Origin of the sequence: Pseudomonas sp. UYEF17, from assembly GCF_040546125.1 — a bacterium.
In the GTDB taxonomy this organism is placed as follows: domain Bacteria; phylum Pseudomonadota; class Gammaproteobacteria; order Pseudomonadales; family Pseudomonadaceae; genus Aquipseudomonas; species Aquipseudomonas putida_Z.
In genome coordinates this window covers 207,856-221,972 of sequence record NZ_JBEPNE010000008.1, presented here as the reverse complement: position 1 = coordinate 221,972, position 14,117 = coordinate 207,856, and the positions used below count along the sequence as shown (strand labels likewise).

General features: G+C 64.8%; 12 protein-coding genes. 8 read left to right on the top strand and 4 right to left on the bottom strand.

The genetic code is table 11. The features are described from left to right. Window positions 1-341 precede the first annotated feature (341 nt). Both ABIB24_RS15290 and ggt read right to left on the bottom strand, forming a co-directional pair. A complete protein-coding gene (locus ABIB24_RS15290) occupies window positions 342-1,223 on the bottom strand; it encodes a LysR substrate-binding domain-containing protein (RefSeq protein ID WP_085591441.1) in 882 nt (293 codons plus the stop codon). 70 nt (window positions 1,224-1,293) lie between these two features. After that, on the bottom strand, window positions 1,294-3,084 hold the full coding sequence (gene ggt / locus ABIB24_RS15285) for a gamma-glutamyltransferase (protein WP_137163750.1): 1,791 nt from the start codon (window positions 3,082-3,084) through the stop codon (window positions 1,294-1,296). 117 nt (window positions 3,085-3,201) lie between these two features. On the opposite strand from ggt, the gene ABIB24_RS15280 reads away from it, so the two are divergent. Continuing rightward, window positions 3,202-3,852, top strand: a complete 651-nt coding sequence (locus tag ABIB24_RS15280; protein WP_274120685.1) for an ankyrin repeat domain-containing protein — start codon at window positions 3,202-3,204, stop codon at window positions 3,850-3,852. A gap of 216 nt (window positions 3,853-4,068) precedes the next feature. Here the strand turns inward: ABIB24_RS15280 and pobA are convergent, their stop codons facing one another. Further along, window positions 4,069-5,256, bottom strand: coding sequence for a 4-hydroxybenzoate 3-monooxygenase (pobA, locus tag ABIB24_RS15275; protein ID WP_075045032.1), 1,188 nt, complete (start codon window positions 5,254-5,256; stop codon window positions 4,069-4,071). A 172-nt stretch (window positions 5,257-5,428) separates the two neighbouring features. Here pobA and ABIB24_RS15270 point away from each other — a divergent pair, with 172 nt between their 5' ends. The 3 genes from ABIB24_RS15270 to ABIB24_RS15260 all read left to right on the top strand — a co-directional run bounded on the left by ABIB24_RS15270 (window position 5,429) and on the right by ABIB24_RS15260 (window position 7,824). Beyond that, a complete protein-coding gene (locus ABIB24_RS15270; protein ID WP_274078813.1) occupies window positions 5,429-6,307 on the top strand; it encodes a helix-turn-helix domain-containing protein in 879 nt (292 codons plus the stop codon). Between the two features lie 199 nt (window positions 6,308-6,506). After that, on the top strand, window positions 6,507-6,905 hold the full coding sequence (locus ABIB24_RS15265) for a MerR family transcriptional regulator (protein WP_013972930.1): 399 nt from the start codon (window positions 6,507-6,509) through the stop codon (window positions 6,903-6,905). 19 nt (window positions 6,906-6,924) lie between these two features. Next, window positions 6,925-7,824, top strand: coding sequence for a hydroxymethylglutaryl-CoA lyase (locus tag ABIB24_RS15260; protein ID WP_137163749.1), 900 nt, complete (start codon window positions 6,925-6,927; stop codon window positions 7,822-7,824). A gap of 532 nt (window positions 7,825-8,356) precedes the next feature. On the opposite strand, the gene ABIB24_RS15255 is transcribed toward ABIB24_RS15260, so the two are convergent. Further along, the gene (locus ABIB24_RS15255) at window positions 8,357-8,875 is read right to left on the bottom strand and encodes an MgtC/SapB family protein (protein WP_013972932.1); all 519 of its coding nucleotides are present in this window, start codon (window positions 8,873-8,875) and stop codon (window positions 8,357-8,359) included. A 249-nt stretch (window positions 8,876-9,124) separates the two neighbouring features. On the opposite strand from ABIB24_RS15255, the gene ABIB24_RS15250 reads away from it, so the two are divergent. The 4 genes from ABIB24_RS15250 to ABIB24_RS15235 all read left to right on the top strand — a co-directional run bounded on the left by ABIB24_RS15250 (window position 9,125) and on the right by ABIB24_RS15235 (window position 14,062). Then, window positions 9,125-9,364, top strand: coding sequence for a DUF3203 family protein (locus ABIB24_RS15250; protein ID WP_013972933.1), 240 nt, complete (start codon window positions 9,125-9,127; stop codon window positions 9,362-9,364). Between the two features lie 121 nt (window positions 9,365-9,485). Continuing rightward, window positions 9,486-10,889 (top strand): cytochrome c oxidase accessory protein CcoG, encoded by a 1,404-nt coding sequence (ccoG, locus tag ABIB24_RS15245; protein ID WP_286919339.1) that lies wholly within the window; start codon window positions 9,486-9,488, stop codon window positions 10,887-10,889. A gap of 50 nt (window positions 10,890-10,939) precedes the next feature. Further along, a complete protein-coding gene (gene mapR / locus ABIB24_RS15240; RefSeq protein WP_025338884.1) occupies window positions 10,940-12,349 on the top strand; it encodes a GntR family transcriptional regulator MpaR in 1,410 nt (469 codons plus the stop codon). A gap of 57 nt (window positions 12,350-12,406) precedes the next feature. Then, window positions 12,407-14,062: a PAS domain-containing hybrid sensor histidine kinase/response regulator family protein gene (locus ABIB24_RS15235; protein WP_354316831.1), complete on the top strand. Its 1,656-nt coding sequence runs from the start codon at window positions 12,407-12,409 to the stop codon at window positions 14,060-14,062. The last annotated feature ends 55 nt before the right edge of the window (window positions 14,063-14,117 follow it).

The following is a 14,117-nucleotide window of genomic DNA, read 5'->3' as shown; positions in this document are numbered from 1 at the left end:
CACAGCGGCCCCGGCAATCTCTGCAGCGACGCTGAAACCTGGGGCTGCTGCGCAGCCCTTTCGCGACGCAAGGCCGCTCCTACAAGGGATCGCGTCAGATTGCCAAATCCTGTATCGCCGCACAGTTCGTCAGATCCCGCTACCTGCCAGCATCCACCGTCGGCCGGTGGACGAGGTTCTTGTAGGAGCGGCCTTGTGTCGCGAAAGGGCCGCACAGCGGCCCCGGCAATCTCTGCAGCGACGCTGAAACCTGGGGCTGCTGCGCAGCCCTTTCGCGACGCAAGGCCGCTCCTACAAGGGATCGCGTGAGATTGCCAAATCCTGTATCCCCGCACAGATCGTCAGATCCCGCCACCCGCCAGCAATTGCGTCATCACCTCGGCCAACGCCTTGACCATCACATCCGCCGTCGGCCGGTGGACGATGACGATTTCATAGCTGTCGACCTCCGGCAACCCTTGCCCTGCCCCCAGCACCCGGTGCTCACCAGTGGCCGCCCGTGGCGGCAGCAGGCTGATACCCATGCCATCGGCGACCGCTGCCTGGATGCCGCTGAGGCTGGAGCTGGTGAAGCTGATGCGCCAACGCCGGCCCATGCCTTCGATGGCGGTGATCATGTCGTCGCGGTACAGGCCGCGGGGCGGGAAGGTCACCAGCGGGATCGGGTCCAGTTCGAAGGCGGGCGTGCGCGCGCTGTCGATCCACTGCAGGCGTTCGGGCCAGCAGGCCACGCCTTCGCGGCTGTTGCGCCGCTGCTTGAGCAACACCAGGTCGAGCTCACCGTTGTCGTAGGCCTGGCTGAGGTCGCGGCACAGGCCGCTGGTCACTTCCAGCTTCACCTGCGGGTGCAGCCGGCTGAACGCCGACAATGCATTGGTGGTACGCCCGCCCACGAAGTCCTCGGGCACGCCAAGGCGCACGGTCATGCCAACCATCGCCCCGGCCAAGGCTTCGAGCATCTGGTCGTTGAGGGCCAGCATGTGCCGGGCATAGCCGAGCAAGGTCTGCCCGGCGTCGGTCGGCAGCACGTCGCGATTGCCACGCACCAGCAGACGGTGGCCAACCATATCCTCCAGCCGGCGCACCTTCTGGCTGATGGTCGATTGGGTGGAGTGCAGCCGCGCAGCAGCCGTGGTGAAGCTTCCGCAATCGGCCACCACGACAATGGCACGCAACAGGTCGAGGTCGAACAGGGCCCTATTCGATTTCACGCTGATGGACATCTTGATATTCAACTTCTGAATGGCAAGACTGACTTCTACCACGCCACCTGCTGCACCGCAACGCGCACCGCTAGTCGCCGACTGCCACGCCTTCGCGCCGAGGGTCGGCACCGCCCGACCAACCCTCGCCACTGCGCTGGATGATCTGCATGCCACTGGTCATGGTCATCGGCGTCACCTCATGCCCCCAGGCTGCCAACTGGCGGATCAGTGCCGGGCTGGCCAACCCCGCCTCTACTTCGGTGCCGGCATTGCGGCTGCCGAAGTTGGGCAGGCCGGCGGCCTGCTGCGGGTCGAGCTGCCAATCCAGCAGGCCGATCAGCGCCTTGTTCACGTAGCCGATGATCTGCGAGCCGCCGGGCGAGCCCAGGCTGGCCACCAGCTCGCCGGAAGCTTGCGAGAACACCAGGGTCGGCGCCATGGCCGACAGCGGCCGTTTGCCCGGTTGTACCCGGTTGGCCACGGGCTTGCCTTGTTCCCGGGGGATGAACGAGAAGTCGGTCAGGTGGTTGTTGAGCAAAAAGCCCTTGACCATCAGGTGCGAGCCGAACGCCGCTTCCACCGAAGTGGTCATGGCCAGGGCCTGGCCGCGGTCGTCCACCGCGCTGAGGTGCGAGGTGGATATGCGCAGCGGCGAGCGGTCTGGCGCCAGGGCCAGATCGGCCCCCTGCGGCCGGCCCGGGCGGGCGCGTTTCATGCTGTACTCGCCGACCTGCGCAGCGCGGCTGGCCAGGTATGCGGAGTCGGTCAGGGCCTTGAGCGGCACCGGCACGTAATCGCTGTCGGCCAGGTACTGGGCGCGGTCGGCATAGGCCAGGCGCTCGGCCTCGGCAACCAGGTGCACGGCCAGCGGCGGGGCTTCCAGCCCGGCAACCGACGAAGTACGCAGCGGCCGCATGGCGGCAAGGTCGCGCTGTGGCGAAGCCCGTTGCAGTGCCTCCAAGATGCCCAGGGTCTGCAGCACCGTCACCCCGCCCGACGACGGCGGCGGCATGCCACAGATGCGCCAGGCCTTGTAGGGGCCGCACAGCGGTTCGCGCATCTTGGCCCGGTAATGCTGCATATCCTGCAACGACAGGTAGCCGGCATTGGCATGGCTGCGCACCTTGGCGACGATGGCGTCGGCGATCTCGCCGCTGTAGAACACTTCGGGGCCCTGCTCGGCAATCTGCTCGAAGGTTTGCGCAAGCTCGGGGTTGCGCAAGGTAGCCCCCACCGCCAGTGGCTTGCCCTGTTCATCCAGGAAGTAGCGGGCCATGGCCGGTGAACGGGCAATGAACGGGTCGCCCGCCACCAGCGTGTGAAGGCGTTCGGAAACCGCGAAACCGTTACGTGCCAGCGCAATGGCCGGGGCGAACAGGTCGCGCCAGGGCAGCTTGCCGTGCTGCTCATGGGCCAGCTTCAGGGCACGCAGAACTCCCGGTACGCCCACCGAACGCCCGCCGATCTGCGCCGCCCTGAATGGCATCGGTGAACCATCGGCTTGCAGGAACAGGTTTTCCGTCACCGCCGCCGGGGCTGCCTCGCGGCCATCGTACGCCTGTACGCGCTGCCCATCCCAGTAGAGGATGAACGCCCCGCCGCCAATGCCGCTGGATTGCGGTTCGACCAGGGTCAGCACCATCTGCATGGCGATGGCCGCGTCGATGGCGCTACCACCGGCACGCAGCATCGCCCGCCCCGCCTCGCTGGCCAGCGGGTTGGCGGCGGCGGCCATGTGCCGGCTGGCATGCACCGGCTGCAGGCCGGTGCGGTAGCCGGAGGCCAGTTCCGGTGGTGCGGGCAGCACCTGGTCGGCACAGGCCCAGCCACTGGCAGCTACCAGGCACAAGGCGCCCATCAGGGGGGTGGAGAATGTCATCGTAGTGCTTCCTGCCATTACCTATTCAGCAAGGCACTGTCTGTCATGCGCAAACTTAACTTCAAGCCCTGGCGTGTTTTTTCTAGGATGCGGGCAGGTCATCGAGGAGCCTGCCCCATGCGTTCACTACTTGCTGCGATACTGTTCGCCCTGTGCACCAGCCTTGCCGCCCACGCCGAGAGCACTGCCATGGACAACCGCCTGCACAACGCTGCCCGTCACGATGATGTGCGCACCCTGCAACAACTGCTGGCACAAGGTGCGCAGCTGGAGAGCCGTGACGAGCAAGGGCGCACAGCCCTGCTGGTGGCTACCCATGGCAACCAGGTTGCGGCCGCGAAAACGCTGATCGAGGCCGGTGCCGATGTGAATGCCAAGGACAACATCGACGACAGCCCGTACCTGTATGCCGGGGCACGTGGCCTGAACGACATCCTGCGGCTGACCTTGAACCACGGTGCCGACCTCAAGAGCACCAACCGGTACGGAGGCACTGCGCTGATACCCGCCGCCGAACGCGGGCATGTCGAGACCGTGCAGTTGCTGATCGATGCCGGGGTGGACGTGAACCATCTCAACCGCCTGCACTGGACTGCGCTGCTGGAGGCGGTGATCCTCGGTGACGGCGGGCCGCGGCATGTGGAGATCGTGCGCCGGCTACTGGCGGCCGGGGCGGATCGGCAGATTGCCGACAAGGATGGGGTGACCGCGCTGGAGCATGCGCGGCAGCGGGGGTATCGGGAGATGGAGGCGTTACTGGCCCGCTAGGCAATGCTGGCTTTCGAATGCCGGGGCTGCTTTGCAGCCCAATCGCGACGCAAGGCCGCTCCCACATGTAATCGTTTGCGTCACAGGCGCTGCTGTACCTGTGGGAGCGGCCTTGTGTCGCGATTGGGCCGCAAAGCGGCCCCGGCAATTTTGCAGGAATGCGAAGAACCTGGGGGCGCTTCGCACCCCTTTCGCGACACAAGGCCGCTCTACAGGTCAGGCCACTTCTTCGAACGGCAGCCCTACATAGTTCTCGGCAATGTTCACCAACCCCGCCGGCGAGGTCAGGAAGTACTCGCGGTCGGCCTCCTGCATCTTCTGGTCCCAGGCGTCCTTGTGGCTGCCGAAGTCGTGCAGCAACTGGGTCATGAACCAGCTGAAACGCTCGCCTTTCCACACCCGGCGCAAGGCCAGCGGCGAATACTGCTGCAGCAGGTCAGTGCGCCCTTCGCGGTACACCTTGACCAGGATGCGGTACAGGTAGTTGACGTCCGATGCCGCCAGGTTCAGGCCCTTGGCGCCGGTCGGCGGGACGATATGCGCAGCATCCCCGACAAGGAACAGCTGGCCATACTGCATCGGCTCGACCACCAGGCTGCGCAGCGGCGCGATGCTCTTCTCCAGCGCCGGGCCGGTGACCAGGCGCGCAGCCACGTCTTCGGGCAAGCGTGCCTTCAGCTCCTCCCAGAAGCGCTCGTCGGACCACGCCTCCACCTGCTCTTCCAGCGGGACCTGCAGGTAGTAGCGGCTACGGGTGTGCGAACGCTGGCTGCACAGCACGAAACCGCGTTCGTGGTGGGCGTAGATCAGTTCGTGGTTGACCGGTGGCGTGTCTGACAGCATGCCCAGCCAGCCAAACGGGTAGACCCGCTCGTACTGCTTGAGGATGCCCTCGGGGATACTCTGCCGCGAGACACCGTGGAAGCCGTCACAACCGGCAATGTAGTCGCAGTCCACCCGGTGCACCTGGCCATCTTTTTCATAGGTCAGGTAGGGCCGTTCGCCCTTGAGTTCGTGCGGCTGGACATTGCTTGCCGAATAGATGATCGGCGCGCCGCTGGCTTCACGTGCCTGCATCAGGTCACGGGTGACTTCGGTCTGGCCGTATACCATCACCGTCTTGCCACCGGTCAGGGCCTTGAGGTCCAGGCGTTGGCGGCGCCCGCCGACCAGCAGTTCGACACCCTCGTGAACCAGGCCTTCACGGTCCATGCGCTCGGCCACACCGGCTTCACGCAGCAGGTCGACCGTGCCTTGCTCCAGCACCCCGGCACGGATGCGGCCAAGCACGTATTCGGGCGTCTGGCGTTCGACGATGACCGTATCGATACCGGCCTTGTGCAGCAGTTGGCCCAGCAGCAGGCCAGACGGACCTGCACCAATAATTGCGACCTGAGTTTTCATTGTTGTTGTCTCTGTGCGGACGATGCCGGCCCTGGACTGGCAGTGGGGCGGCATCTGCTGTTAGGGTTTGCCCTTGCATTTTTACTGGCAAAAACAGCCATTGAAGTGTGCTATTCCATGCATAACCTGCACTTTTACAAAAGACGTTCGATTAACGGACAGGCCTGCACGCATGAAATCCACCCTCCCCGGCGTCCCCTTGTTCAAGCTGTATGGCGAAAACCAGGCCTGGCCCGGCACCGACCTGCTGCACTGCGAGTCGATCCCGGCGCGTAGCCGTTTGCACCACTGGGAAATCAAGCCGCACCAGCATGCCGAGCTGTTCCAGTTGCTGTATGTGCAACGCGGCCGGGCCGAGGTGGAGGTAGAGGGGGTGCGCAGCGCCATCAGCGAAGCGGCGATCCAGGTGGTGCCGCCGATGACCGTGCATGGCTTTCGCTTCAGCGCCGATATCCAGGGGCATGTGCTGACCTTTGGCACGGCACTGGTGGCCAACCTCGAGCAGCGCCTGGGCGCGCCGCTGGCGGTGCTGGCGAAGGCGGCGTGTTACCCGCTGGGCCGGGACCGGGTGCACCTGCGCAGCCTGATCGAGACCCTGCAGCAGGAGTACCAGGGCAACGCCCCGGCGCGGGCGGCACTGCTCGAGGCGCTGGTGACGGCGCTGATGGTGTGGATCAGCCGCCGCCAGCAGTTGGGGCAGCCGCCTCGCAACCGCGATGAACGCGACCGCCAGTTGCTGGGGCAGTACCTGCGCCTGGTCGAGGCGCATTACCGTGAGCACCTGTCGGTGGAGGACTTTGCCGCGCGGCTGAATATTCCGAGTTTGCAGCTGAACCAGCTGTGCCGGGCGCTGAGTGGGCAGACCGCGCTGCAGGTGGTGCACCAGCGGTTGCTGCTGGAGGCGCGGCGCAACCTGATCTATACGCGGATGAGCATCGGGCAGTTGTCAGATAGCCTGGGCTTTACCGACCCCACCTATTTTGCCCGGTGGTTCAAGCGGTTGAGTGGGCAGACACCGAATGGGTATCGCAGGTCGGGGTTGTCTGAGTAATTTTTTCGCCTGTGCTGGCCTCTTCGCGGGTGAACCCGCTCCCACAGGGACGGCGGTGCCCTCAAGGCCTGTGCACTTCCTGTGGGAGCGGGTTTACCCGCGAAGAGGCCAGCACAGGCAACACACATCCCGCGCCCCTGCTTGACGTATACGTCAACCTGCCCTCAGGATACCCGCATACCCCACGCCGAGCCCCAGCATGAGCACCCAGACCTACAGCATCTCCGACCTGTCCCGCGAGCTGGACATCACCACCCGCGCCATCCGCTTCTATGAGGAACAGGGCCTGCTGAGCCCCGAGCGCCGTGGCCTGGAGCGTATCTATTCGGCGCGTGACAAGGTCAGCCTGAAGCTCATCCTGCGCGGCAAGCGCATCGGCTTTTCGCTGGCCGAATGCCGCGAGCTGATCGAGCTGTACGATCCCTCCAGCGGCAACCTCAAGCAGCTCAACAGCATGCTGGCGAAAATCGCCGAGCGCCGCGCCCAGCTGGAACAGCAGATGCTCGACATCCACCAGATGCAGCTGGAGCTGGACACCGCCCAGGAGCGCTGCGAACAAGCCCTGGCCGCCACCCTGAACAACAAAGACAACCGCTGAACGCCACAGGAAACCCGCCATGTCCTTGCCCAAACACGTCCGCCTGGTCGAAGTAGGCCCCCGCGACGGCCTGCAGAACGAAGCCCAGCCCATCAGCGTCGCCGACAAGGTGCGCCTGGTGGACGACCTCACCAAAGCGGGCCTGGCCTATATCGAAGTGGGCAGTTTCGTCTCGCCCAAGTGGGTACCACAGATGGCCGGCTCCGCCGAAGTGTTCGCCGGCATCCAGCAGCGCCCGGGTGTCACCTATGCGGCGCTGGCCCCCAACCTGCGCGGTTTCGAGGACGCCCTGGCCGCCGGTGTGAAGGAAGTGGCGGTGTTCGCGGCCGCCTCCGAAGCCTTCTCGCAACGCAACATCAACTGCTCGATCAGCGACAGCCTCAAGCGCTTCGAGCCGATCATGGAAGCCGCGCGCAACCACGGCGTGCGCGTGCGCGGCTATGTGTCGTGCGTGCTCGGCTGCCCCTATGAAGGCAAGGTCAGCGCCGAGCAGGTCGCCCCGGTGGCCCGAGCCCTGCACGACATGGGCTGCTACGAGGTATCGCTGGGCGACACCATCGGCACCGGCACCGCCGGCGAAACCCGGCGCCTGTTCGAGGTGGTCGCGGCGCAGGTACCGCGCGAGCAACTGGCCGGGCACTTCCACGATACCTATGGCCAGGCCCTGGCCAACGTGTATGCCAGCCTGCTCGAAGGCATCAGCGTGTTCGACAGCTCGGTGGCCGGGCTGGGCGGCTGCCCCTATGCCAAAGGCGCTACCGGCAATATCGCCAGTGAAGACGTTGTGTACCTGCTGCAGGGGCTGGGCATTGAAACCGGCATCGACCTGGACCTGCTGATCGCCGCCGGCCGCCGCATCAGCAGCGTGCTGGGCCGCGACAACGGGTCGCGGGTAGCGCGGGCGCGCAGCGCGCAATAAGTCATACGGGTGTCACATTGGCGTGGGTGAAGTGTTACCGCCCCCACGTTTTGCAGCAAAAAATCGGGTAACAGGGAAACAAATCGGCAGAATTTCAGGCCGGTCGATTTCGACCAAAATCGCCAAGTGCTTGATTTTAAAGGGTTTGCAAAAGTTGGCACGCACCCTGCTATATCTCTGGTACAACAACAAAAAGAATGTGACACCCAATAAAAACAACAGGTAACGGCTCTGACATAACAAGAACAACACGGCAGAGGCGTAGCAAGCAGATTTTTTTGGAGTCGACACGCTTTTCAGGGGTACGCCCCGCGGTCTGGCACAGAACAATAAAACTACCTCCAGGTAGCGGCAGCCAGGTTCGGATCAGCAATGATGAAGGCAGGTCAGCGCTCAAAAAAATACGTTTGCTCTTGACCCCGCATGGGGGTCGCCCGCAACACCAGGACAGGCTGACAAAAACAACAACAGGCCGGTCCCAATAATAAAAAAAGAGCAGGCAACAACGCTTTGAGGGGAGCTTCGGCTCCCCTCAGTGCTTCCTGCCCTCTTCCTCCTCCTGCTTTCCCTCATCCTGCCCTTCGAGCTTGTCCACCAACAACGGCATCGTGCCCAGCACCAGCAGGGCCAGTATCGTGCTGATCAACGCCGTGGCTTCACGGCCCATGCCGGCTGCCGTACCGATGGCGGCGGTCATCCACAATCCGGCGGCAGTGGTCAGGCCCTTCACATGGCTGGCGTCCTGGCCGTTACCCTTGAGAATGGTGCCCGCACCCAGAAAACCGATACCGGCGACAATGCCCTGGATCACCCGGCTCAGCGCCTGCTCATCGGCCCCGGCCATGCTCGGTGCCAGCACGAACAGCGCGGCGCCCAGCGAAACCAGCATATGCGTGCGCACCCCGGCGGCCTTGCCCTTGTGCTCGCGCTCGAAGCCCAGCACGGCGCCGAGCAGGGCTGCCATCAGCAGGCGTACGAGGATTTGCGTGACCTCGCGCTCGTCGGTGATATCGGCGAATTCGGCCTGGATTGCTTGCCAGATGAGGTCCATTGCTTTTCCCCTGCCTGAGTATTGCATTGCCAGGCCCGGCCTCTTCGCGGGTAAACCCGCTCCCACAGGGTTTGCACAGGTTTCAATGCAATGCAGTACCTGTGGGAGCGGGTTCACCCGCGAAGAGGCCGGGCCTGCCATCTGCAAGGGTTGACCTCCGGGCAAATGACAAAGTGCCGCTCAGCTTCCGGATGCAGCAACCCGCCCTGCCCTGTGGTCCACCCCTGTAACCCCCAGGAGGACCACCCCATGCCCATTGAAATCGACGAAACCACCCGCCGCTGCACCCTGATCGCCGAAGACCTGCGCATCGAGGGTGATGGCCCATCCATCGAAATCGTCACCGACGAACAGCTGCGCATGTCCGTGGCCCTCCTCGCCGGCCAGCGTGTGCCCATCACCGAAGCCGAGGCCGATGCACTGACCGTGGCGGGTGCGGTGGATAGCCGCAGGCATCTGAAGGCCAGCACGCCAGGCTCGGTAATCTGAGGCCTGGCGGGGCCTGCCCGGAAATCTGATACGGTTTTTATCGCAAAATCTGAGCCTGTGCTGATAACAGCCTCAGGGCCATAGTGCTCATGCCTGATCGAGGCCTGATGAGCACCGAGCCATGAACGATAGAATCCCTTTCACAGAGATCGCCACCGCCCCAGCCAGCCCCCTGCCGCGCCGCGCCGACAATGGCATCCATACCCGCAGCTTCACCGGGCTGTACCGCAACCTGCGCATCGGCTTCGCCGGCGCCCTGTTCGTGCTGTTCTTCGGCACCGCCTGGCTGAACTGGAATGGCCGTCAGGCCGTGCTGTGGGACCTGGGCAACAGCAAATTCCACATCTTCGGCGCCACCTTCTGGCCGCAGGACTTCATCCTGCTGTCGGCGCTGCTGATCATTTGCGCCTTTGGCCTGTTCGCCATCACCGTGTATGCCGGCCGCGTGTGGTGCGGCTACAGCTGCCCGCAAAGCACCTGGACCTGGCTGTTCATGTGGTGCGAAAAGGTCACCGAGGGCGACCGCAACCAGCGCATCAAGCTGGCCGCCGCGCCCTGGAGCCTGAACAAACTGGCCCGGCGCACGCTGAAGCACAGCCTGTGGCTGGCCATTGGCGTGCTCACCGGGCTGACCTTCGTCGGCTACTTCACCCCGATCCGCCCACTGGCCGCGGAGCTGTTCACCTTGCAACTGGGCGGCGTGGCGCTGTTCTGGGTGCTGTTCTTCACCGCCGCCACCTACATCAATGCCGGCCTGCTGCGCGAAGCGGTGTGCCTGCACATGTGCCCCTATGCACGCTTCCAGAGCGTGATGTTCGACAAGGACACCCTGGCGGTCGCCTATGACCCGCGGCGCGGCGAAGCCCGTGGCCCGCGCAAGAAAGGCAGCGACCTCCGCGCCCAGGGCCTGGGCGACTGCATCGACTGCACCTTGTGCGTGCAGGTGTGCCCCACCGGCATCGATATCCGCGATGGCCTGCAAATGGCGTGCATCGGCTGCGCGGCGTGCATCGATGCCTGTGACGGGGTAATGGACAAGATGGGCTACGCCCGTGGCCTGATCGGCTACAAGTCCGAACGCAGCCTGCAAGGTGGCACCACCCATTGGCTGCGCCCGCGCCTGCTGGGCTACGCCGCCGCGCTGGGGGTGATGATCGCGGCGCTGGTGGTGGCCTTGCAGCTGCGCCCGATGGTGTCGCTGGACGTGATCAAGGACCGCGGCCTGTTCCGCGAGAATGCCCAGGGCCAGATCGAGAACATCTACCTGCTCAAGGTCATCAACAAGACCGAAAGCACCCGGCACTATCAGCTGCGCCTGCTGGACGCCGACGGCTTCAGCCTGCAGGGCAAGACCTCATTCATGATCCCGGCCGGTGAAATGAGTGAACTGCCGGTGTCGGTGGCGATGCTGGCCGAGCGCCCGGCCAGCAGCTCGCAGACGCTGAGCTTCGAGATCAGCGAGCGCGACGACCCCGCCATCCGCAGCGTGGCCCACAGCCGCTTCGTCGCACCGCTGAACCGTTGATCCCTTACACTGATTCCACCTTGCCTGCCAGGCTTCGACAGAAGGCCAGAATGAAACGCTACGAACGCTTTGCCGACGACATCGCCGAACTGATCCGCTCCGGGGTGCTGGGCCCCGGCCAGCGCGTGCCCTCGGTTCGCTATGCCAGCCAGACCCACGGGGTCAGCCCGTCCACCGTGTTCCAGGCCTACTACCTGCTGGAGCGGCGTGGGCTCATCCGCGCCCGGCCGCGCTCGGGCTATTTCGTCAACGCCCACGCCCCGCGCCAGTTCAGCGAGCCGCAGGCATTGCAGCCGGTCAGCGAGTCCACCGACGTCGACGTCAGCGCGCTGGTGTTCTCGATCCTCGACTCGATCAAGGACCCCAACACCGTGCCGTTCGGCTCGGCCTTCCCCAGCCCCGAGCTGTTTCCGCTGCAACGCCTGTCGCGTTCGCTGGCCAGCGCCAGCCGCAGCATGGACCCGCGCATGGTGGTGACCGACCTGTCACCCGGCAACCCGCAGCTGCGCCGGCAGATTGCCCTGCGCTACATGGTTGGCGGGCTGATGCTGCCGATGGAGGAGCTGCTGATCACCAACGGCGCGCTGGAAGCCTTGAACCTGTGCCTGCAGGCCGTCACCCAGCCCGGTGACCTGGTGGCCATCGAAGCCCCCGCCTTCTATGCCTGCCTACAGGTACTGGAGCGGCTCAAGCTCAAGGCCGTGGAAATCCCTGTGCACCCGCGCGAAGGCATGGACCTGGGCGTGCTGGCGCAAACGCTGGAGAAGCACCCGGTCAAGGCCGTGTGGTGCATGACCAACTTCCAGAACCCGGTGGGCGCCAGCATGCCGGAGGCGAAAAAGCAGGCACTGGTAGAGCTGCTGGCGCGTCATCAGGTGCCATTGATCGAAGACGACGTGTACGCCGAACTGTACTACTCGCAACAGGCACCCAAACCGGCCAAGGCCTTCGACACCCAGGGCCTGGTGATGCACTGCGGCTCGTTCGCCAAGAGCCTGGCACCCGGCTACCGCATCGGCTGGGTGGCAGCCGGGCGCTTTGCACAGAAGATCGAACGGCTCAAGCTGATGACCTCGCTGTGTGCCTCGATGCCGGCCCAGGCGGCCATCGCCGACTACCTGCAGCACGGTGGCTACGACCGCCACCTGCGCAAACTGCGCTATGCCCTGGAAGGCCAGCAGGCCAACATGCTGGCGGCCATTGCCCGGCACTTTCCGGCGCAGACGCGGGTCAGCCAACCGTCCGGCGGCTACTTCCTGTGGCTGGAGCTGCCCGAACAGATGGACGCCCTCAAGCTGTTCCACATGGCCTTGGCCCAGGGCATCAGCATCGCCCCCGGGCCGATCTTTTCGCCCACCCGGCGCTTCGGCAACTGCATCCGCCTGAACTACGGCAGCCCCTGGCACGAGGATGCCGAACGGGCCATGGAAACCCTGGGGCGGATCATCCGCTCGTTCTGATGGCTGGTGCCCCGGTGGGCGGCTATAGTTGCCCGATCCGCTCACCGGGCCCTCGCCATGCAAGCAGATTCGCTCCCGTCATTGGCACAGCTGCAAGCGCGTGTCGCAGAACTGGAAGCTCGCCTGGCCGAGCGCGACGACACTGCACAGGCCCACAACCGGCTACTGGGCGAATTGCTCGACAACAGCCTGGCCAACGTGTTTGCTGCCGACCGCAGCATGCGCCTGATAGCGATCAACCGCATGGCCCGGGAAACCTTCGCGCATTACCGTGGCTTCGTGCCGCAGATCGGCGATTACGTGCCACAGTTCCTGCTCAACCAGCCTGACATCATGGGCCGCCTGGCACCGGTGTGGCCACGCGTGCTGGCCGGCGAAGCCTTCATCGATACCATCACCCTCGGCCCACCTGACGCCCCGCGCCATTACGAGATTCGCTACCACCCGTTGCACGATGCGCAGCAGCAAGTCCAGGGCGGGTACCTGTTCGCCTATGACATCACCGAGCGCGTGGCCGAGCAGGAACGCCTGCGCCAGGCCGAAGAAGCCCTGCGCCAGTCGCAGAAAATGGAGGCGGTCGGCCAGTTGACCGGTGGCATCGCCCACGACTTCAACAACTTGCTGGGCAGCCTGCTTGGCGCACTGGAGCTGGCAGAGCAACGCCTGGGCCAGCAACGCCTTGCCGACACCGCCCGCATGCTCGACCTCGGCCGCAGCAACGCACTGCGCGCCGCAGCCTTGGTGCAGCGGTTGCTGGCCTTTTCGCGCCAGCAGACGCTGCTGCCACAAGCGGTGGATGTGCAGCGCCTGGTCGCCGATATGCATGACCTGATCCGCAGCTCGACCGGCCCGCACATTGACTTCCAGGACCGCACGCTGACCGCGCAATGGTCGATCCGCATCGACCCGCAACAGCTGGAGAACGCCCTGCTCAACCTGTGCATCAACGCCCGTGACGCCATGCCGCTGGGCGGCACGTTGCGCATCGGTTGCGAGAACGCCGATCTCGCAGCGGCCGAGGCCAAGCGCCTGGACCTGCCGACGGGCCACTACCTGCACATTCGAGTCGAGGACACCGGCGTGGGCATGTCCAGTGAGGTGCTGCAACGCGCCCTCGAACCCTTCTTCACCACCAAGCCACTGGGCCAGGGCACCGGCCTGGGATTGTCCATGGTCTATGGCTTTGTTCGCCAGTCCGGGGGGCAGTTGCTGATCGACAGCGTCGCCGGGCAAGGCACTTGCGTTCACGTGTACCTGCCCCGAGACCGGAGCGCTCCCGCAACCTGCAACGACGAGCCAGCCACATCCGCCACCGCGCCCCTGCATGCGCGCGGGTGCCGGATCATGCTGGTGGAGGACCAACCGGCCTTGCGCCTGGTGCTGCTCGAAGTGCTGACGGAGCTGGGCTACCAGGTGCAAGCTTTCGAGGGCGGCCACTCGGCGCTTGAGTCGTTGCAGCAAGGGCCACCACCGGACTTGCTGATCACCGATGTCGGCCTGCCTGGGCGGGTTGACGGTTATCAGCTTGCAGAGGCCTACCAAAACCTGGTGGAGCATGCCCCGGTATTGCTGATTACCGGCTACGACGCTGCCGATACGGTGCACTTTGCCCGGCCCGACAGGCGCACCGAACTGCTGCACAAACCCTTCGACCTGAGCACCCTTGGCGAACGGATCGAGCGGCTGCTGGGCATTGCGCCACACCCGCGTTGACTGGCTATTCGCCTGTTGCCGAACACGCTAAAGTCTGGGCTTCATCCACTGTCGG